Below are 19,765 nucleotides of genomic sequence, written 5' to 3' on the forward strand. Positions count from 1 at the left end.
TGATCACCTAGGAGGGATGGATGCTTGAGTTGAAGGTGGATTTAAACGAACGCAGCTACCCTATCTATATTGGTCAAAACCTTCTAGCAGATGCTGGACGGCTTGCTAAGCATATTGGTAATTGCCGTCCTGTCATTATTTCCAATCACACTATTGCACCACTATTCCTCGAGCGCTTGCTTGACGCGCTAAAAGCACTGAAACCTTTGCACTATTTATTACCCGACGGCGAGCAATTTAAGAATTTAGAGTCGTTTGAACAAGTAAATGCTTTTTTGTTAGAAAATAACTGTGGCAGAGATACTTGTTTAATTGCGCTGGGTGGCGGAGTGATTGGTGATCTTAGTGGTTTCGTTGCTGCTTGTTACCAACGCGGTGTGCCATTTATTCAAATTCCTACGACATTGCTATCGCAAGTTGACTCGTCTGTGGGTGGTAAAACGGCAGTAAACCATCCGCTGGGCAAAAATATGATAGGTGCTTTCTATCAGCCTAAAGCGGTTTTTATTGATACGGATAGCCTATCAACTTTGCCTGCGAGAGAATTTGCAGCAGGTATGGCAGAAGTGATCAAATATGGTCTTATCTACGACGCAGAATTTTTAAGTTACCTCGAAACACATCACGCTGCTTTACAGCAACTTGATCAAGCAACTTTAACACACGTTATCCATCGTTGCTGTGAAATTAAGGCGCAGATAGTGGCTCAAGATGAAACTGAAGCCGGGTTAAGAGCATTGCTCAATTTAGGGCATACGTTCGGCCATGCGATTGAAGCACAAATGGGCTATGGAAACTGGCTTCACGGCGAAGCTGTCGCTGCAGGTATGGTGTTGGCTGTTAAGCTTGCGCATTTAAGGGACTCGTTGGCTGGCGCGGAAGTTGCTAGAATTACTGCATTGATAGCAAACTACAGTTTGCCGACCGAGGTACCAGTAGATATGACTTCAGAGCAGTTTTTACATCATATGCGCAAAGACAAGAAAAATAAGCAAGGCCGGATTCGCTTTATTGTTCCCACGGCCCTTGGCAAGTGCGCTTTAGTTGATGACGTGTCTGATGACACGGTGAGAGCACTTATAGGGCGCTAATGCAGTCGCAAATATTGCCGAGTCGTTCAGCGTTAGTTGATCGTGTCGCCCTGCAATTTGAGTATGGGCAAAATTTAATTTGTCTGGTGGGCTCATCAGGACTTGGAAAAAGCTACTTAGCCGAATCCTTTATCACTGATAAGTACCCAGAATTTAACAAGGCCTTTATTCACTTATCAGCTTCAATGAAAGACGCTGAGCTTATGACTCAGCTGCTTCAAAACAGTTTCACACGCCCTTTGATAGATGCGACGCAGTCATTGAGTCAAAACTTTTTCCAGTTATATCGAGAGCAAGCCTGTGGACCTTGTCTTTGGGTTTTGGACGGTGCGCGTCATTTATCCGATGAAATGATAGCAGAGCTCCAACTGTTAGCTAAAAAAAGCCCAGACACCCTGTATATTTTACTGACTGCACAAGCGCCAAGTATCTTACCGGACGCTTTAGATATTCATATTGAACCTTTATCGTTAGTTGAATCTAAACGTTTGATGGCGATGTTCTTTAAACAGCTTCCGATGGATGAAGATCCTATTTTTCAAACGTTTTTGCGTTCTTGCGCTGGTAACCCAACACTTTTATTACAATGGCAGCCTGAGTTGCAAGTTGATTTAAGAGCTGCAAAACCCACTAAGAAAAAGGCGTCATGGCATCTTATTCTTTTTGCCGTGCTATTAGCGATGTTGATGGTGGCTTTTATTTATCAAAAAGAACTTGTATCGTTTTTGCCACAATCTCAAAGTAAACAGCAAACAGAGACGGTATTGCAAAGTGAGCAAGTACTTACTGAAAACTTAGCGGATGAACACCAAAACAGCCCGAATGAACAAGGGTTGAATGAGCAGCCACCTCAGGCCGCTGAGAATGTACAAAACTCCTCACCACAAATTGAGACTGAGTCAAATCCAAATCCTTCATCTCAGGATGTTGCTGCGATTGTTTCGGCTTTGGCGGTCAATAGTTCGAATGAAGCGAGTGAACAGGCCATCACAGCTTCTAATGAGGTAGAACAATTCAAGAGGGAAATCACTCAAGCTAAGTCTTCAACAAGTGAACAACCGGAAGCAGTTGAACCTCAAAGCACAGCAGCAAAGACACAACAACAGCCATCCACTGATGAGCAAACTCAGACGTCTAAACAACAAGGCTCTGCCACAGCTGAAGTACAGACACAAAGCCTCCCTGAGACCTCAAATGAAGAAAATGTTATGGTCGGTGATGGTCCTTTATTGATGACCTTGGGTGATGATGAATGGGTTGTACAGCTTTCGGCTGTGAAGGAGTTTAACGTGGCTCGTGAGTTTGCAAACGAATACAATTTAAGAGATGTAAAAATTTATCGAGCAATACGTTTTGATAGTGAGTGGTGGATAGTTGTTCAAGGACCTTATGCGACTTTGGAGGCAGCTCAAGCTGCGCGATCAAAATTGCCACAAGCAGTATTGAATGGCCAACCATTTTTTAAGAAAGTTGACAAAATTAAACAGGAAATAAGCTTACCTACTCGGTAATTATCGACTTTTAGTGTAAGATCGCTCCACATTTTTTATAACTAGAATCAGTATGCAACAAAAGACTCGGGCCTTCCTCAAATGGGCTGGTGGAAAATACAGTTTGGTTGAAGATATCGCTCGGCGTCTGCAGTTGGCAAGCCAAGAAGCAGATACATTGGTTGAACCATTTGTTGGTGCGGGATCTGTGTTTTTGAATACAGATTTTAAACATTATCATTTAAATGATATCAATGCGGATTTGATTAACTTATACAATGAGTTGAAGCGCCAGCCTGACGAGTTTGTCAGCGATGCTAAAAAACTATTTGTTGAACTCAACAATCATCCCGACGCCTACTATGCTTACCGTTTGCAGTTTAATGAAAGTGTCGATATTTACGAGCGAGCTGTTTTATTCCTATATATGAATCGTCATGGTTATAACGGTTTATGTAGATATAACCTAAAAGGAATATTCAACGTTCCATTTGGCAAGTATAAGCGTCCATATTTCCCAGAAAAAGAGCTTTATGCATTCGCTTGCAAGGCACAGCGTGCGACGTTTACTTGTAAAAGTTATACGGATGTTTTTAAGCGCTTGCCACAAAATGCGGTCGTGTACTGCGATCCTCCTTATGTGCCGTTGAGCAAAACAGCGTCATTCACTTCTTATGCTAAAGGGGGTTTTGACTTAGATGATCAGGCCAACTTGGCAAATTTGGCTGAGACGGCGGCATTTTCACAACAAACACCAGTACTCATTTCAAATCACGATACGGTTTGGACACGTAAAATATACAGTCAAGCTAAATTAGATGTGATCCAAGTGAAGCGCACGATAAGTCCCAAAGGTAATGGTCGCAATAAGGTAAATGAGTTGATGGCACTGTATACGGGTGAAAAGTTTAAGAAGCGATTTGATTCACAAAAGCGCTGAGTAAGATCACAAACAATGTCACCAAAACTATCCCAACAACAATATAAGGGACCGCAGACGGTTTGTGAAAGTCATCTTGGTATTTTTGCTCGCTTTGTACACCAAACAGTGCTGCAAGTACACTTTGAACTACCGCAATAAAGCGCATCAGGAATTAAAACCTAGGTTTAAAGCTAACTTCCTCGTCATCGCTAGAACCTAATAGCAGTTCTAGTAGGTCGAGGTAATGAAATTGCGCGTTACTACTCTCACCCATTAACCAAGAATACCAGTTAACGTGAGCTTGCTGTTTACAAGCTTGTGTATTGTTTTGTTGTGCTGTTTGACATGTACATGTGTTATACCCCGCAAGTGCGATAACGCTTTTGTCTTGCGAAGCTACCCCGCCTGATAACACCAATATGGTGCCCAGCACTAGCATCCGTGTTTTAAGCCGACCCAACATAAGTAAGTTCTCCAACTTCCAGCAATTCTCAAATAATACACAATAGTTGGTCATTAAACAAACTAAAAATAGTGACTCTTAAGACTGTATTTTTATTGAAATGCACGAGGGATCCGCTAAGTGCTTATTATTCTGGGTGGATACGGTAAAATAGGGTAAAGTAACGGGCAGAATACCGAGGAATTAGAGAGGCTTTACCGTGTCAGTATCTTCAAAATATCTTATTGCGCCATCTATTTTATCCGCAGATTTAGCGCGTTTGGGGGAGGATGTAGAAAAAGTCCTTCGTGCTGGTGCAGATGTTGTGCACTTTGATGTTATGGATAATCATTATGTACCTAACTTAACTTTTGGCCCGATGGTATGTAAAGCTTTGCGAGATTATGGCATTACAGCGCCAATCGATGTGCATTTGATGGTTAAACCTGTCGATTCTCTGATCCCACAATTTGCAAAAGCAGGCGCAAGTATCATCACATTCCACCCAGAAGCAAGTGAACATATTGACCGAACTATTGGTTTGATAAAGGAACATGGCTGTCAGGCTGGGTTAGTGTTCAATCCTGCAACGCCATTGCATTACTTAGATTATGTGATGGATAAACTGGACGTGATATTACTGATGTCTGTGAATCCAGGATTTGGAGGGCAAAGCTTTATTCCGCAAACGCTAGAAAAGTTGCGTCAGGTTCGTTCACTGATTGATGCAACTGGCAGGGATATTCGCTTAGAAGTAGATGGCGGCATTAAAGCTGATAATATCGCAGAAGTGGCGCAGGCTGGTGCAGATATGTTTGTCGCTGGGTCGGCAATTTTCAATCAGCCAGATTATCAGGCTGTGATTTCACAAATGCGTGAGCAATTAGAGCAGGTTGGCTAATGCGTTATCAAGGCGTTTTATTTGATTTGGATGGTACATTGGTTGATAGCGCCCAAGATATGTATATGGCGCTTAACTTGACTTTGACCGAAGTCGCGTTTCCCATAGTCAGTTATGCTCAAGTATCTGGGTGGGTAGGCAATGGTATTGATATGCTGGTAAAGCGGGGATTAAGTGGGTCAATGACGCTTAATCCTGAGTTATCCGAGACATTAATTGACCTTGCTATTTGCACTTTCAAACGTCATTATGCAGAGCTCGTAGGTGAGTATGTGACGCTTTACCCACATGTTGAAACGGGTTTAGCGGCTTTATCTGGCTTTAAAAAGGCGCTGATCACTAATAAAGATCGTGTTTTTACTATGAGCTTGCTTGACAAGCTGCATATGAGTTCGCACTTTGATGTGATCATATGCGGAGATGATGGACAGAAAAAACCATCGGCAGAGCCTTTACTTAAAGCGTGTTCAAAGTTAGCACTAACAGCTAGCGATGTGATCATGGTCGGAGATTCTAAAAGCGATATTGAAGCCGCGCAAAATGCCAATATGGATGTCGTTGCAATGACCTATGGATACAATCAAGGGGTCGATCTACAAGATCTTAATCCACAGTACCTATGTGATGGGTTCTTGGATATAATCCCCATTTTAACTCAGCGATAATTGAATTTTTATAAAGGAACATCATGACTAAACCAGTAGTGTTAAGTGGCATTCAGCCAACCGGTGGTATGACAATAGGCAATTACGTAGGTGCCATTAACCAGTGGCTTAACTTACAAGAAGATCATGAAAGTTTCTTTATGCTTGTTGATTTGCACGCCATCACGATTCGCCAAGAGCCAGAAATGTTACGTCAACGTGTTTTAGATGGCGTTGCGTTGTATGCTGCGTGTGGCATCGACCCTGAAAAAGCGGCACTATTTGTGCAATCACAAGTGCCAGAACACGCTCAGTTAGGCTGGGTGTTAAACTGTTATGCGCAAATGGGCGAGCTTAACCGTATGACTCAGTTCAAGGATAAATCAGCAAAGCATTCGAATAATGTGAATGTGGGTTTATTTGCATATCCGGTGCTACAAGCGGCAGATATCTTATTGTATCAAGCTGACCATGTGCCAGTAGGAGAAGATCAAAAGCAGCACCTTGAATTAACGCGTGATATCGCAACACGTTTTAACAATCTTTATGGTGATGTATTTAAGGTGCCAGAACCTTATATCCCAGAGTTGGGGGCGCGTGTAATGAGCTTACAAGATCCTCTAAAAAAGATGTCCAAGTCGGACGACAATCCAAATGCCTACATCATGCTGCTTGATGAACCGAAAAAAATTGAGAAAAAGCTTAAAAAAGCGGTAACAGATTCTGACGAACAAGCGCGCATTTATTTCGATCGTACTGAAAAGCCAGGCGTATCTAACTTATTGACATTGTTATCAGTTGCAACAAAACGTTCAATTGAGGAGTTAGTGCCAGAATACGAAGATAAAATGTATGGTCACCTTAAAAAAGACACTGCGGATGCCGTAGTCGCAATGATTGAGCCTATCCAAGAGCGCTTTAAAGCGATTCGTGAAGATAAAAACTTGCTTGATCAAATCATGAAAAGCGGTGCAGAGAAAGCAGGCGCGAGAGCTGAGAAAACACTAAAAGCAGTCTATGACGCTGTGGGCTTTATCCCGCGTCCATAAAATGAAAGTTTGATTATAGCCAGGCTTTCGCCTGGCTTTTTTATGGAAATTTCTATGTTATTAATGATCGATAACTATGATTCATTTACTTATAACTTAGTGCAGTATTTCCAACGTTTAGATCAAGAAGTGCTAGTTAAGCGCAATGATGCGTTGAGTTTGTCTGACATTCGGTCCTTGAATCCAAAATACATTGTTGTGTCGCCTGGTCCTTGCACACCAAATGAAGCAGGCATATCGTTAGCTGCGATCGAACAGTTTAAAGGAAAGATCCCAATTTTGGGAATTTGTTTAGGGCACCAATCAATTGCTCAAGTGTTAGGTGCGAAAATCATCAGAGCCAACATTGTTATGCATGGTAAAACATCTTCGATTAGACACAACAATCAAGGGGTGTTTACGGGCTTGCCTGATCCGTTTACGGTATGTCGATATCACTCACTAGTTGTAGATAAAGCAACCTTACCGAATGACATACAAGTGACGGCTTGGACACAAAATGCAGTAGGTGAAGTGGATGAGGTCATGGGCCTGTGCCATAATGACTTAGCACTTGAAGGTGTGCAATTTCATCCAGAAGCTATTTTGACGGAGCATGGTTTGAGCTTACTTGATAACTTTATTCGTCGCTTCTAATCTTGTAACTATATGAATAATTTAGGGCTGATGAGTATCCTATGAATGAAGAGAACAAGCATTTAAGGATGGCGCAAGCTTTGACAGAGCGCGCTCACGACTTATTGATTAGCCATAGCTTCGCTCAACAGCAACTCGGTTATATCCATACACTAGAAATGGATTTAGGTGCAAAAGTGCCGCAGCGCACTATGCTAGAAGTGGAAATTGCAGCAGCAGCTAAGCGCAAAGAAAGTAGTACAAGCCATCATAAATATATTGCCAAGGCTAGTGCACATATCCACAAAGCGATTGAAGAGTCAATCAACAAGCAACGCGATGATATTGGCTGTTTGTACTATGAAGTTATGGGGATTGAAGATGGTGTACCTGCTATTTTTGATCTTTTAGCTGTACGCTCTGCATCGGTTGGTCGTTTAGAGCCTTTAGTCAATGACCTTTCTTGGTTAGGACGGGAGCTCGTCTCATTGGTCAATATGCCTCAATATCGAAAGAAAAGCTCTACTGGGATGTCCGTCAAGGTGGATACGCCAGCGCTTGCATTGCGTTATTTAGGCCTTGAAAATTTACAGTGGGTTTTACCAACCTATGCGATGCGCCATTGGTTACCTCACTCAACAGAACCATTTCCATTGATGAAGCGCAAATTGCGTGAATTGAGTATGTCTACTGCCGTGGCTGCAAAAGAATTGGCAATCATTTGCGGAGTTAAGGAGCAACACGCATATACATTGGGTATGATGCTTGATGTAGGTAAAGCGGCGTTAACTCGGTTATATTTGCGAACGTTTGAAAATATCTGGCAAGACAGAGTGAAGAAGGCGCGGGATAAAGGCCATAAAGATTTACATACTGCTTTGCTTGAGCTGGGGCCCGATCCGTTATTTTTGCGTAACCTGTTGCTCGAGCATTCGGCAAGTGTCACGCATCAATTGATAGAGAAAATGGCATTTCGTTATTTACCTTTTGCAGCACCAATGGAAGAGCTTGCAGCTATTTATCTACCAAATTCGGATAAAAAGTTGTCAGATCCACTGCCGTTAACGTTGATTCTTAAAAAGGCGCACGGCTATGCATTGTACCTTATGCTTAAGGACAACCATTTTATTGAAGATGATGAAGTAGAGATCTGGTTTAATTACTTAGGCTTGACAAAAGCAGAGCAAAAAGTGCTCTCAACTTGCACATTCCATGGCATGCAATTGACGATTTCATAATATTTATCTAATTTTTTTTACGACTATTCATTCAGTATGCTTTTTAGCAAATGAGTCTAAGAAGCTTACAGACTTACTACCTTACCTAAATTTACGCAAATAGTTATTCACTGGCACTGAAAAATTATCTCAATCCCTTGAATATCAAGGGCTCTATGAAAGTTTTCTATGAGACTTTAAGCATTTTTTCTGAAATAATGGGTGAATGAATTTTGCGCCAATTTGCAATTATTACTGCAAAATACGTAATAATTGAATGTGAAATAACCACTATCAATGGTGCAGTACTCAACAAAATGAGGAGTTAAAATGACTATTAATCGTGAATTATTCGATGATGTTATGGTGCCTAACTATGCACCATCGGCGGTAATCCCAGTAAAAGGTGAAGGGTCACGCGTTTGGGACCAAGAAGGTCGAGAGTATATCGACTTCGCTGGCGGTATTGCCGTAAACTGCTTAGGTCATTGTCACCCTGCATTAGTATCTGCACTGAAAGAACAAGGTGAGAAAATTTGGCACTTGTCTAACGTCATGACCAATGAGCCTGCACTGCGTTTAGCTAAAAAGTTGGTTGATGCCACTTTTGCTGACAAAGTCTATTTCGCCAATTCTGGTGCGGAAGCAAACGAAGCGGCGCTAAAGTTAGCACGTCGTTTTGCGCTGGATAATTTCGGTGAGCAGAAATCACAAATTATTTCTTTCAATAAAGGTTTCCACGGTCGTACTTTCTTCACTGTAACGGTTGGTGGTCAAGCCGCTTACTCAGATGGCTTTGGTCCTAAGCCGGGTGATATCGTTCATTGTGATTATAATGATTTGGCTGCATTCGAAGCGCTAATTTCAGATAATACCTGTGCAGTAATGATGGAACCTCTCCAAGGGGAAGGTGGTATTGTTTCTCCGGATGCTGACTTTGTGAAAGGTGTTCGCGAGTTATGTACTAAACATAATGCATTGCTTATTTTTGATGAAGTACAAACAGGTGTTGGCCGTACAGGTGAACTTTATGCTTATCAAGGTTTAGGTGTAACACCTGATATCTTAACAACAGCAAAAGCATTAGGTGGTGGCTTCCCTATCGGTGCGATGATCACGATAGCAGAAATTGCTAAGCACCTTAAAGTGGGTACTCACGGCTCTACCTATGGCGGTAATCCATTAGCATGTGCGGTAGCTGAAGCGGCGTTTGATACAGTTAACACCTCTGAAGTATTAGACGGTGTTAAAGCGAAAGAAGCACTGTTCCGTGAATTGCTGATGGCCATCAACGATAAATACCATGTATTTAGCGAATTGCGAGGCAAGGGCCTATTATTAGGTGGTGTTGTTGCTGAGCAATACAAAGGTCGCGCGAAAGATTTCTTAGTAGCTGGCATTAAAGAGGGTGTTATGTCTTTAGTCGCTGGTGCTGATGTTGTACGTTTCACTCCTTCATTAGTGATCCCTGAAGCGGATATTCGTGAAGGTATGGCGCGTTTCGAAAAAGCAGTTGCGAGTGTTGTCGCAAGTAACGCCTAGTCTTGGTGGGCTGTGTTCATTTCGCGGCCCTAATCTACCGTTTAGTGTTATAACTTGAGGAGTAAGCGGGCTCATGATGATCCTTCGCCCAATCCAAAAAAGCGATTATCCAGCGCTTTTAAACATAGCCCATGAGTCGGGTCATGGTTTTACTTCATTACCAGTGAACGAAGAGCTTTTGCATAGTAAAATCGATCGCTCTGAAGAGTCTTTCAAAAAAGAAACCGATATTCCATTTGATGAAGGATATTTGTTTGTACTTGAAGATACTGACACTGGCGAAGTAGTTGGTACCAGTGCCATTGAAGCTGCCGTGGGATTAGATGATGCGTTTTATCATTACCACTTGAGTAAGGTCATTCACTCATCTCGTACTTTAAATGTCTATAAAGCGGTTGATATTTTAACGCTGTGTAATGACTACACGGGCGCCACTGAGTTATGTACACTGTTTTTAAAAGATGGTTACCGTAAAGGCTTAAATGGCAAGCTACTGTCTAAGTCTCGCTTTATGTTTATCAAACAGCACCAACACCGATTTGCCGATACAGTTATAGCAGAAATGCGCGGTGTGTCTGATGACAATGGTAAAAGCCCATTCTGGCAATGGCTGGAAGAGCACTTCTTTTCAATGGACTTTCCAACAGCGGATTACCTAACTGGTATAGGTCAGAAGGTATTTATTGCAGAATTGATGCCTAAGTACCCAATCTATGTGAACTTGCTGAGCAAAGATGCGCAGGCAGTGATAGGTGAAGTGCATGATAATACGCGACCGGCTATTGAGTTACTTAAAAGCGAAGGTTTCACTTTTAACGGTTATGTAGATATCTTTGATGCAGGTCCTACTGTTGAAGCAAAAGTGGATAATATTCGTACCGTACGCTCAGTGCAAAATAAGCAAGTGCGCATTGGCCAAAATAAGGGTGGTTCCCCTGTTATGGTTGCCAATGATAAACTAGCTGGATACCGCGCTACAGTGGCAGAACTTCATATTACTCCAGACAGTGATGAAGTGCTTATTCCTGCGGATGTAGCCAAGGCATTGAATATTGTTGACGGTGATACTGTCAGCATCGCAACTCTTTAAATTTGTAGGTAATTATTATGACAACACATCCTGCCCAACTGATTAATGGTGAATGGAAAGCAGGTTTAGGCAGCGCATTTAGCTCTGTGAACCCGGCAAATAACGACGTGATCTGGCAAGCAAACTCAGCCACAGCTGAGCAAGTTGATGAAGCTGTAAAAGCTGCGCGTCAGGCATTTTTCACTTGGAGTGATTTAGATTTCTCTGCGCGTTTGGATATCGTTAAACGTTTTGCTGAAGTTCTCAAAGAAAATAGTGAAGAGCTAGCGATTGCGATCGCAAAAGAAACGGGTAAACCGCTTTGGGAAACTCGCACCGAGGCCGGTGCTATGGTTGGTAAAATCGCTATTTCCGAGAAAGCGTATCACGAAAGAACTGGCACAGTGGAAAACCCAATGCCAGTTGGCCGAGCTATTATTCGCCACAAGGCACACGGTGTAGTTGCTGTATTCGGTCCTTATAATTTCCCTGGCCACTTACCAAACGGTCACATTGTGCCAGCTTTATTGGCTGGTAATACCGTTATTTTCAAGCCTTCTGAATTAACGCCTTATGTTGCAGAGTTAACGTTAAAGCTATGGCAACAAGCTGGCTTGCCAGCAGGGGTTATTAACCTTGTGCAAGGGGAAGTTGAAACAGGTAAAGCATTAGCGTCTCACAAGGGCATTGATGGTTTGTTCTTTACTGGTTCTTCACGCACAGGCCACTTGTTGCATGAGCAGTATGCAGGTCAGCCAGGTAAAATTTTGGCGCTTGAAATGGGTGGTAATAACCCGCTGATTGTAAAAGATGCATCAGACACTAAAGCGGTAGTACACGATATTATTCAGTCTGCATTTATCTCAAGTGGTCAACGTTGTACCTGTGCGCGTAAACTATTTTTGCCAACGGGTGCACAAGGTGATGCCATTCTTGAGCACTTACTTCGCGCGACTAAAGCGATAAAAGTAGGTAACTTTGATGATGCTGATCAGCCATTTATGGGATCAATGATTTCAGAAGCGGCGGCAGCTGGCATGGTAAAAGCACAAGCACAATTGCAAGCGCTCGGTGGAGAGTCACTGCTGGAGCTGACGCATACACCGAATACAGGCTTTGTAACACCAGGCATTATTGAATGTACTAATGTGGCAGATTTCCCTGATGAGGAGCACTTTGGTCCGTTGTTAAAGGTATTCCGTTATAGCGATTTCGATGCTGCAATCGAAAAAGCCAATGACACGAGTTTTGGTCTTTCGGCGGGTTTACTTGGTGATAATGAAGCCGATTACGATCACTTTTTGCGTCGCATCCGTGCTGGTATCGTGAACTGGAACCGACCAATTACAGGTGCATCAAGTGCAGCGCCATTTGGTGGCATCGGTGCATCAGGTAACCACAGAGCTAGCGCTTATTATGCGGCTGACTACTGTGCTTTCCCGGTGGCATCTGTTGAACTTGAGAAAGTAACGCTACCAGGTACTTTAAGCCCTGGCTTAAACATCGACTAAGTGATTAGCATGATTGTACAGCATTCATGAGTTTCGATAGAATGCTAATACTTTGCTATTAAAAAAAGCAGCTTAGGCTGCTTTTTTTAATTTCCACTGTTCTACAAAAGTAGCATTAGGCGTCAGTTTCTGCTTAAATCTATAACAGATGACAATAAAATCTTAGGTGGTGTAGAGATGGTTTTAGATAAGCAAGGTTATGACGAATTAGTCATGTATCTGACGCAAAATTTAGCCTTGTTTGAGAAGCCTGGTGAAATTAAGCCCGGTGCCCCTAAGGTCATGGAGCTCATCGAAGACGTTATAGCAGAGAATGTCATACGGATCTGTGAGCAACACTCAGAGCTTACTACAGAGCAACGTAGCTTGATAGTGCGTGAGGTTGACGGCATTGTGTATGATCTTCAAGAGGTGCTGTCTAGCGTTACTGAGCAACGTGTCACCGTGGAACAAAGAGAGTTCATTGAGGAATTCGCAGGGTTGGTCAAAAATATGTTCGACTCTGCCGTTTAAAATTTTACTGTAATTAGAATAACTAAAAATATACACCGCCTTTTGGCGGTGTTATTGCTTTTATATAGGGTATGTTATGCAAGCAAGAGTGAAGTGGGTTGAAGGTGATACCTTTTTAGGGCGCTCTGAATCGGGTCACAATGTGGTATTTGATGCGGGTGCAGAAGGTGCGGCTCCATCTCCAATGGAAATGGTTTTAATGTCAGCAGGGTGTTGTTCATCTGTTGATGTTGTAAGCATATTAAAAAAAGCGAAACAAGATTTTGACAACGTTGAAGTGCAACTAACGAGCGAACGTGCTGAATCTGCGCCTAGAGTGTTTAAGAAGATTAACTTACACTTTGTGGTTACTGGCCGTAGCGTGTCAGAAAAACACTTGGCAAGAGCTGTTCAATTATCGGCTGAAAAGTATTGCTCTGTCGCGTTAATGCTTGATAAAGCAGTGGAAATTACACACAGCCACGAGGTTGTTGAAAGCGAGTAAAAATAACGCTTTTTCATAGCGTGATTTTCGTATAAAATCCGCAAACTTTTGGTTCTGCTAAGCAGATTTACAGTTTGAAGGTTGGTCTATTGTGAACAAGCCCTTTGATAAAATTAAACTCCATGGCTTTAACAACTTAACTAAGAGTTTAAGCTTTAGCATATACGATATTTGTTACGCCAAAACAGAGCAACAACGTAAGGAATATTTAGAGTACATTGACGAGCAGTATAGCGCTGACCGTCTTACAGATATTCTTAGAGACGTAGTTGATATTATTGGTGCAAACGTATTAAACATTGCGCGTCAAGATTACGAGCCGCAAGGGGCAAGTGTAACAATTTTGGTATCGGAAGAGCCTGTTGAACAACAGACATTTGATAGCAATGAAACACCAGGGCCTTTGCCTGAGTCTGTTGTTGCGCATTTGGATAAGAGTCATATTTGTGTACATACTTATCCTGAAGCCCACCCGAATGATGGTATTTGTACTTTCCGTGCAGATATTGAGGTATCTACGTGTGGTGTTATTTCCCCACTGAAGGCATTAAACTTCTTGATCCACTCATTGGAATCAGATGTGGTAACCATTGATTACCGTGTTCGTGGCTTTACGCGTGATGTGACTGGTGTTAAACACTATATCGATCATGCTATCCACTCGATCCAAAACTATATGACAGAAGACACGAAAGAAGCGTATCAGATGTTGGATGTCAATGTGTATCAAGAAAACTTGTTTCACACTAAAATGATGCTCAAAGAAACAGATTTGAATACTTACCTGTTTGGTATCACTACAGATGACTTAAGTGATGAAGAAGAAGCGGAGATCCGTGCCCGTCTAGATCGTGAGATCCAAGAAGTCTTCTACGGGCGTAACCTTCCTGAAGTGGATTGATGTTATATCGATAAAAAAAGCGCTCATTGAGCGCTTTTTTTATGTCGATTGACTCTTCTTACCTATATTTCATACTTAAATGTCAAGCCGACTAAGCGAGGCTCACCGTATTGCACGTAGGTTTCGGTGAGATAGTCATTCAACGGGTTATTTGGGAAACTAAAGCCGCGTACCTGTGTGTCTGTGTCCGCTAAGTTACGCCCCCATGCGGTAAGTGACCAGTGGTTCCTTTGATAGCTAACGCTGGCATTCAGTATATTGGTGCTATTAGCTTCTGCTGCATGGTTGATAGAATGATAATAATCGTCCTTTCCTTCTATTGATATTTCAGTGATTAAATTTTCAGTGAGCGAATAGCTGGCCGAGAAAGCATATTGATATTTTGGCGCTTGAGCTTGTTCTCTACCATCAAGGTTAATATCAGCAAAGCTACCTTCTACTTTGCTATCTAAATAACCTAGACTGTAAGCAAAACTTAGGCTGTCGGTATATTGTAAGTTACCTTCAATTTCTAATCCGTAGTTCCGTCCTTCAGTCGCATTATCAATATATTCAATAAATTTCTTTTGAATTTCGAATGAACGCTTCAGTTGCATATCATCTCTGTGCATATAAAAAGCGCTGATGCGAACCGTATGGCGGTTGTCTTCTGAGCTCCCTTTAACGCCAAACTCCGCATTCCACATATACTCAGGTGCAAAGCTTTCATTGCTTTGCGTGATGTGTATGCCTTCATCTTTCGCTTGAGCAAGGGCTTGGCCATTAATACCACCAATTTTATAGCCTCTGGTCAGGCTGGTGTAAATCATAGTTCTTGGCACAACTTGGTACTCAAGTGCCACCTTGGCACCCCACATCCAATCGTCGGTATCACCCGTGATGGTATTGGAGTCAAAATAGTCGGTGTTGTAATGCTCTGCGCGTAAGCCTGTGATGAGGTCTGTTTTTTCCGACAATGGTGTGATCTTCTGGCCAAACAACGCTATGTGGCTAACATCATAGTTTGAGGTGAACGCTTGTTTTCGAGTTAGCTGTACTTGTTTACGTTTGGCTGATAGACCTGTTACCCAGTTTTGCGCCTTATCTGAGAGCGTTAACTCTAAGGTCCCTCTGTCATGTTCTCGCAGGTAGCGGTCGGTTGAGCTATATCCATATGGGTGCAGGCCGGCAGCGCATATATTTGCTTGGCTTGCATCGTTACATGTCCAATCTTCATCGTAACTATACAGTGTATTGCCGTTGAGTTGGCTCACTAAAATAGTTAAGTCGAATAACTCGGCTCCGCTGTAATTTGTGCTAAGCGCAATGGCATTGCTCTTTTGGTTATCTTGTCCCGGTTCGTCTGAGCTGCTTTTTCTGTCGTTATTGAGCGAGAAGCCATCATAGCCATTATCAATATCGATGTGATGTGCCACTAGCTGAGTACTTAGCGTATCATTCCAGCGCGTGTGTAACTTAATACGTGCCACCTGCTCATCTTGGCTCTGGGTTTTATCGCCCAAGTACAAGTTATCTGTATAGCCATCCGATTCTTGTTGGTAGTAACTTGCACGGATTGCAGTACTGTCGGTAATCCCGGTACCACCTGCTAACCCCGCTTCATGGCTGCCGTAGTTGCCAATGCCTAGCTTCAGGTTGAGAGAGGGTTCAATCGTTGCTGCACGGGTTTGTATATCTACCATGCCAGCCATCGCATCAGCCCCAAACCGTGTGCCTTGTGGACCACGGTAAATGGCCACTTGTTCGGTATCAAATAATAGCGCACTACCACCTAGGCCTGAGTAATCGATGCTATCAACCAACATGCCAACACTTGGATGAATTGGATCAACAAATTGAGAGCGCAGTCCGACGCCACGAATTTGTACAAAGCGACCGCGTGACGCGCCTGCTGTAAAGTTAACATTGGCGGCACTATTTAATATTTGATCTAAATAGTTTGCACCTCGGGTTGTGATCAAGTCATCGCCCATGATAGTGGCGCTTGCGCTTAGAGTCTGCAGGCTTTCGCGTTTAAAATCGCCCGTGACTTCGATGGTTTCCATCGGGGTTTCTTCTGCGGCTGCACCAGATGATAAAAGTGCAATAATTGTAGCGCTAATTAGAGAGTATTTTGCGGTCATAGTTCTTTGCTGTTCATTGAGTTGCGCATATTTTAACAAATGACGAGTGGGTTAAAACCTAAATTACGTATAAATGTGTTATAACGTCGACACATTTTTCTAGGTAACTTTTCAAGGAGTCAGTGTGGTATTTCGTGTGGACTTTAAAGTACGTGATTATGAGTGTGATTTGCAAGGGATTGTCAACAATGGTGTTTACTTTAATTACCTCGAACATGCGCGTCATGAATTCCTATTATCTAAGCAAGTTGATTTTGCAGCATTGGCAGAGCAAAAAATTAATCTTGTGGTGATTCGTAGTGAAATGAACTTTAAGGATTCGCTTAAACCTGGTGATGAATTTTATGTTGAAGTGGAAGTGGATAGAGCTTCAAAATTAAAGTTTGCTTTTCATCAAAAGGTTGTGAGAAAAACGGACGATAAGTTGATGTTAGATGCCATCGTAACAGGCACTTCGGTCAATGAACGAGGTCGACCGTTCCTGTGTAAGGAAATTGAAAGGCTTTATGTTTGATAAAATCGTTAAAACTTGCGTTTTTCATCGTTAAAGAGGCACTTTTTACCGTGAGAATAGATTAAGTATGTATAATTACATTAACTTAGAAGTGATCGATTAACCATGAAAGCATTTATACAATCATGCGTGTTGAGTGCGCTGTTATTTGGTTGTGCATCTACAGGGATTGTAGAAGAAACACACCTTAAATACACTCATTGGCAATTAACGCACATGGCGGGTAAAGCTATTAAAAATAGCCCGATATCTATCGAATTTATTGAAGCAATGCAGGTAGCAGGAAACGCGGGGTGTAATCGCTTTTTTGGTCAAGGGCTTTTGTCAGAAAGTCGTTTGCAAGTTAGTCAGTTAGGTATGACGCGTAAACTATGCGATGCCAACACCAATACAACAGAACAGGTATTGCTAAAAATGTTGGAAAAAGGCGTACCTATCACTATGGTCAATGGCGTGCTTATTTTTAAAGGGCAGCCAGAATTACGGTTTCAAGTTGCAGGCTGAACACTTCTTCAGTACACTCATTGTCAATTCGTTACTTGTCGGAGTGCCCATAGGGCTGAGATCGCATTTATGCGGGATCCGTGAACCTGATCAGGTTAAAACCTGCGTAGGGAACAAGCTGCCTGTAGTGCAAACATCTGTTTGTTGGCTGCAAGATTTTATGCACGCATAAAATCTGATCATCTGAGGGCAACCTCATCTCGCTCCATTTTGGAGATCTGACAAGACACCTTAAATATCAATGAGGCAAGTCATGTCAAACAATAGTAGCAAACCATCTCGTCGTGAAAGTCGTGCCGCGGCATCTGAATTTATTTATAACCTTACGGGACAACCTTTTCCTAGCTCACACAAAGTATATGTTGAAGGGGAACGAGCGGGTGTGCGTGTAGGTATGCGTGAAATTACCCTTTCCGATAGCTTTGTTGGTGGCACCGAAGACAATCCGGTTTACGAGAAAAATGAGCCTGTACGTGTTTACGATACTTCAGGCCCATATACAGACCCTGATTTTAAACTGAATGTGCGTGAAGGTTTACCTAAACTGCGTAAAGAGTGGATTGATGCACGCGATGATACTGAGTGGTTAGACTCTGTGACATCTAAGTTTTCTCAACAGCGTATGGCTGATGAGGGGCTAGATCACATTCGTTTTGAACATTTGCCGAAAATTCGTCGTGCCAAGGCGGGTAAAAACGTAACGCAAATGCACTATGCGCGTCAGGGGATCGTAACACCAGAAATGGAATACGTTGCCATTCGCGAAAATATGGGCCGCGCAAAAATACGCGAAGAGTTATTAGCTCAGCAGCATAAAGGCCAATCTTTTGGTGCGTCAATACCTGAATTTATTACGCCTGAGTTTGTGCGAGATGAAATAGCGCGTGGGCGCGCCATTTTACCAAATAACATCAATCACCCAGAATCTGAACCCATGATTGTGGGCCGTAACTTCTTAGTCAAGGTTAACGCCAACATAGGTAATTCATCGGTGACTTCGTCTATTGAAGAAGAAGTTGAAAAACTGGTTTGGTCGACCCGTTGGGGCGCGGACACAGTGATGGACTTATCAACAGGTCGCTATATTCATGAAACTCGTGAGTGGGTGGTCCGTAATTCTCCTGTGCCAATTGGTACTGTGCCAATCTATCAAGCACTCGAAAAAGTAAATGGCGTCGCAGAAGATCTTACATGGGAAATTTTTCGTGATACGTTAATTGAGCAGGCGGAGCAGGGCGTAGATTACTTCACGATCCATGCTGGTGTACTTTTACGTTATGTACCAATGACGGCTAAACGTGTTACAGGGATTGTGTCTCGTGGTGGTTCTATCATGGCGAAGTGGTGTTTGGCGCACCACAAAGAAAATTTTCTATATACCCATTTTGAAGATATTTGCGAGATCATGAAGCAGTACGATGTGTGTTTCTCGTTAGGGGATGGCTTACGTCCAGGCTCCATTGCAGATGCTAACGATGAGGCTCAATTTTCTGAGTTACGTACATTGGGCGAGTTAACCAGACTTGCTTGGAAGCATGATGTGCAAGTGTTCATTGAAGGCCCAGGACACGTGCCAATGCACATGATTGAGCAAAATATGAAAGAACAGCTTGAGCATTGTCACGAAGCACCATTTTATACTCTTGGTCCACTAACAACGGATATTGCACCGGGCTATGACCATTTCACTTCAGGTATTGGAGCAGCACAAATTGCTTGGTATGGGTGTGCTATGTTGTGTTATGTAACACCAAAAGAGCACTTAGGTTTACCTAATAAAGAAGATGTTAAAGAAGGTTTGATCACCTACAAAATAGCCGCACACGCAGCAGACTTAGCTAAAGGTCATCCAGGTGCACAAGTGCGAGATAACGCCTTGTCAAAAGCACGCTTTGAATTTCGTTGGCACGATCAATTCAACTTAGGCTTAGATCCCGAGCGTGCACGTGAGTATCACGATGAAACACTGCCGCAAGAATCGGGTAAGGTGGCACATTTTTGTTCTATGTGCGGTCCTAAGTTTTGCTCAATGAAGATCACCCAAGAAGTGCGTGATTATGCCAAAGATTTGGAATCAAAAGGCATAGACCCAAATAACGTGGGTGATGCGATTGAGATCAAAATGGTTGATATCGAAGCTGAAATGCAAGCGAAGTCAGAAGAGTTTAAACAAACGGGTTCTGAACTGTACCACAAAGCAATTTAAGTTCATCTGTATAGCGCTTTATGCGCG

The 19,765-nt window shown here is 42.6% G+C and carries 20 protein-coding genes and 1 riboswitch; of the genes, 17 read left to right on the forward strand and 3 right to left on the reverse strand.

Annotation, left to right across the window (positions count from 1 at the left end; genetic code table 11):
* Positions 1 to 20 precede the first annotated feature (20 nt).
* The 3 genes from aroB to ACW689_RS10020 are packed head-to-tail and all read left to right on the forward strand — an operon-like array spanning position 21 to position 3,521.
* Positions 21 to 1,091: a 3-dehydroquinate synthase gene (gene aroB, locus ACW689_RS10010; protein ID WP_476290873.1), complete on the forward strand. Its 1,071-nt coding sequence runs from the start codon at positions 21 to 23 to the stop codon at positions 1,089 to 1,091.
* Entirely contained in the window at positions 1,091 to 2,602 is a 1,512-nt protein-coding gene (locus ACW689_RS10015; RefSeq protein WP_476290875.1) for an AAA family ATPase, read from the forward strand. Before aroB ends, ACW689_RS10015 begins: the two co-directional genes overlap by 1 nt.
* A 52-nt stretch (positions 2,603 to 2,654) precedes the next feature.
* Positions 2,655 to 3,521, forward strand: a complete 867-nt coding sequence (locus ACW689_RS10020) for a Dam family site-specific DNA-(adenine-N6)-methyltransferase (protein WP_476290877.1) — start codon at positions 2,655 to 2,657, stop codon at positions 3,519 to 3,521.
* Here ACW689_RS10020 and ACW689_RS10025 read toward each other — a convergent pair.
* Entirely contained in the window at positions 3,490 to 3,669 is a 180-nt protein-coding gene (locus ACW689_RS10025; protein WP_476290879.1) for a DUF2970 domain-containing protein, read from the reverse strand. The genes ACW689_RS10020 and ACW689_RS10025 overlap by 32 nt on opposite strands.
* A 6-nt stretch (positions 3,670 to 3,675) precedes the next feature.
* Positions 3,676 to 3,966: a hypothetical protein gene (locus tag ACW689_RS10030; protein WP_476290881.1), complete on the reverse strand. Its 291-nt coding sequence runs from the start codon at positions 3,964 to 3,966 to the stop codon at positions 3,676 to 3,678.
* 199 nt (positions 3,967 to 4,165) lie between these two features.
* On the opposite strand from ACW689_RS10030, the gene rpe reads away from it, so the two are divergent.
* From rpe to speD, 11 genes are all read left to right on the forward strand, one after another.
* Positions 4,166 to 4,846, forward strand: coding sequence for a ribulose-phosphate 3-epimerase (rpe, locus tag ACW689_RS10035; RefSeq protein WP_476290883.1), 681 nt, complete (start codon positions 4,166 to 4,168; stop codon positions 4,844 to 4,846).
* A complete protein-coding gene (locus ACW689_RS10040; RefSeq protein WP_476290885.1) occupies positions 4,846 to 5,511 on the forward strand; it encodes an HAD family hydrolase in 666 nt (221 codons plus the stop codon). Before rpe ends, ACW689_RS10040 begins: the two co-directional genes overlap by 1 nt.
* Positions 5,512 to 5,534: 23 nt before the next feature.
* Positions 5,535 to 6,539, forward strand: coding sequence for a tryptophan--tRNA ligase (gene trpS, locus ACW689_RS10045; protein WP_476290887.1), 1,005 nt, complete (start codon positions 5,535 to 5,537; stop codon positions 6,537 to 6,539).
* A 54-nt stretch (positions 6,540 to 6,593) separates the two neighbouring features.
* A complete protein-coding gene (locus ACW689_RS10050; RefSeq protein ID WP_476290889.1) occupies positions 6,594 to 7,175 on the forward strand; it encodes an anthranilate synthase component II in 582 nt (193 codons plus the stop codon).
* Between the two features lie 41 nt (positions 7,176 to 7,216).
* Entirely contained in the window at positions 7,217 to 8,392 is a 1,176-nt protein-coding gene (locus tag ACW689_RS10055; RefSeq protein ID WP_476290891.1) for an HDOD domain-containing protein, read from the forward strand.
* Between the two features lie 309 nt (positions 8,393 to 8,701).
* On the forward strand, positions 8,702 to 9,913 hold the full coding sequence (locus tag ACW689_RS10060) for an aspartate aminotransferase family protein (RefSeq protein ID WP_476290893.1): 1,212 nt from the start codon (positions 8,702 to 8,704) through the stop codon (positions 9,911 to 9,913).
* 73 nt (positions 9,914 to 9,986) lie between these two features.
* The gene (astA, locus tag ACW689_RS10065) at positions 9,987 to 11,003 is read left to right on the forward strand and encodes an arginine N-succinyltransferase (protein ID WP_476290895.1); all 1,017 of its coding nucleotides are present in this window, start codon (positions 9,987 to 9,989) and stop codon (positions 11,001 to 11,003) included.
* Positions 11,004 to 11,020: 17 nt separating this feature from the next.
* On the forward strand, positions 11,021 to 12,493 hold the full coding sequence (gene astD / locus ACW689_RS10070) for a succinylglutamate-semialdehyde dehydrogenase (protein ID WP_476290897.1): 1,473 nt from the start codon (positions 11,021 to 11,023) through the stop codon (positions 12,491 to 12,493).
* Between the two features lie 177 nt (positions 12,494 to 12,670).
* Positions 12,671 to 13,006, forward strand: coding sequence for a DUF3802 family protein (locus ACW689_RS10075; RefSeq protein ID WP_105166728.1), 336 nt, complete (start codon positions 12,671 to 12,673; stop codon positions 13,004 to 13,006).
* Positions 13,007 to 13,082: 76 nt separating this feature from the next.
* A complete protein-coding gene (locus ACW689_RS10080; protein ID WP_476290899.1) occupies positions 13,083 to 13,490 on the forward strand; it encodes an OsmC family protein in 408 nt (135 codons plus the stop codon).
* A gap of 91 nt (positions 13,491 to 13,581) precedes the next feature.
* A complete protein-coding gene (gene speD / locus ACW689_RS10085; protein ID WP_476290901.1) occupies positions 13,582 to 14,391 on the forward strand; it encodes an adenosylmethionine decarboxylase in 810 nt (269 codons plus the stop codon).
* A 62-nt stretch (positions 14,392 to 14,453) separates the two neighbouring features.
* Here speD and ACW689_RS10090 read toward each other — a convergent pair whose 3' ends face one another.
* Positions 14,454 to 16,514, reverse strand: a complete 2,061-nt coding sequence (locus ACW689_RS10090; protein ID WP_476290903.1) for a TonB-dependent receptor — start codon at positions 16,512 to 16,514, stop codon at positions 14,454 to 14,456.
* A gap of 124 nt (positions 16,515 to 16,638) precedes the next feature.
* Here ACW689_RS10090 and ACW689_RS10095 point away from each other — a divergent pair, with 124 nt between their 5' ends.
* The 3 genes from ACW689_RS10095 (at position 16,639) to thiC (ending at position 19,738) form a co-directional block, all read left to right on the forward strand.
* Positions 16,639 to 17,028, forward strand: coding sequence for an acyl-CoA thioesterase (locus tag ACW689_RS10095; protein ID WP_476290905.1), 390 nt, complete (start codon positions 16,639 to 16,641; stop codon positions 17,026 to 17,028).
* A 105-nt stretch (positions 17,029 to 17,133) separates the two neighbouring features.
* Positions 17,134 to 17,532, forward strand: coding sequence for an META domain-containing protein (locus tag ACW689_RS10100; protein ID WP_476290907.1), 399 nt, complete (start codon positions 17,134 to 17,136; stop codon positions 17,530 to 17,532).
* Between the two features lie 29 nt (positions 17,533 to 17,561).
* Positions 17,562 to 17,662: riboswitch (TPP riboswitch) on the forward strand.
* Between the two features lie 123 nt (positions 17,663 to 17,785).
* The gene (gene thiC / locus ACW689_RS10105; RefSeq protein ID WP_476290909.1) at positions 17,786 to 19,738 is read left to right on the forward strand and encodes a phosphomethylpyrimidine synthase ThiC; all 1,953 of its coding nucleotides are present in this window, start codon (positions 17,786 to 17,788) and stop codon (positions 19,736 to 19,738) included.
* The last annotated feature ends 27 nt before the right edge of the window (positions 19,739 to 19,765 follow it).

This window comes from Pseudoalteromonas sp. ABE4_541 (assembly GCF_056312285.1).

Coding starts and splice junctions, on each gene's coding strand:
- aroB (WP_476290873.1), top strand. CDS start 21: ATGCTTGAGTTGAAGGTGGATTTAAACGAACGCAGCTACCCTATCTAT.
- ACW689_RS10015 (WP_476290875.1), top strand. CDS start 1,091: ATGCAGTCGCAAATATTGCCGAGTCGTTCAGCGTTAGTTGATCGTGTC.
- ACW689_RS10020 (WP_476290877.1), top strand. CDS start 2,655: ATGCAACAAAAGACTCGGGCCTTCCTCAAATGGGCTGGTGGAAAATAC.
- ACW689_RS10025 (WP_476290879.1), bottom strand. CDS start 3,669: ATGCGCTTTATTGCGGTAGTTCAAAGTGTACTTGCAGCACTGTTTGGT.
- ACW689_RS10030 (WP_476290881.1), bottom strand. CDS start 3,966: ATGTTGGGTCGGCTTAAAACACGGATGCTAGTGCTGGGCACCATATTG.
- ACW689_RS10040 (WP_476290885.1), top strand. CDS start 4,846: ATGCGTTATCAAGGCGTTTTATTTGATTTGGATGGTACATTGGTTGAT.
- trpS (WP_476290887.1), top strand. CDS start 5,535: ATGACTAAACCAGTAGTGTTAAGTGGCATTCAGCCAACCGGTGGTATG.
- ACW689_RS10050 (WP_476290889.1), top strand. CDS start 6,594: ATGTTATTAATGATCGATAACTATGATTCATTTACTTATAACTTAGTG.
- ACW689_RS10055 (WP_476290891.1), top strand. CDS start 7,217: ATGAATGAAGAGAACAAGCATTTAAGGATGGCGCAAGCTTTGACAGAG.
- ACW689_RS10060 (WP_476290893.1), top strand. CDS start 8,702: ATGACTATTAATCGTGAATTATTCGATGATGTTATGGTGCCTAACTAT.
- astA (WP_476290895.1), top strand. CDS start 9,987: ATGATGATCCTTCGCCCAATCCAAAAAAGCGATTATCCAGCGCTTTTA.
- astD (WP_476290897.1), top strand. CDS start 11,021: ATGACAACACATCCTGCCCAACTGATTAATGGTGAATGGAAAGCAGGT.
- ACW689_RS10075 (WP_105166728.1), top strand. CDS start 12,671: ATGGTTTTAGATAAGCAAGGTTATGACGAATTAGTCATGTATCTGACG.
- ACW689_RS10080 (WP_476290899.1), top strand. CDS start 13,083: ATGCAAGCAAGAGTGAAGTGGGTTGAAGGTGATACCTTTTTAGGGCGC.
- ACW689_RS10090 (WP_476290903.1), bottom strand. CDS start 16,514: ATGACCGCAAAATACTCTCTAATTAGCGCTACAATTATTGCACTTTTA.
- ACW689_RS10100 (WP_476290907.1), top strand. CDS start 17,134: ATGAAAGCATTTATACAATCATGCGTGTTGAGTGCGCTGTTATTTGGT.
- thiC (WP_476290909.1), top strand. CDS start 17,786: ATGTCAAACAATAGTAGCAAACCATCTCGTCGTGAAAGTCGTGCCGCG.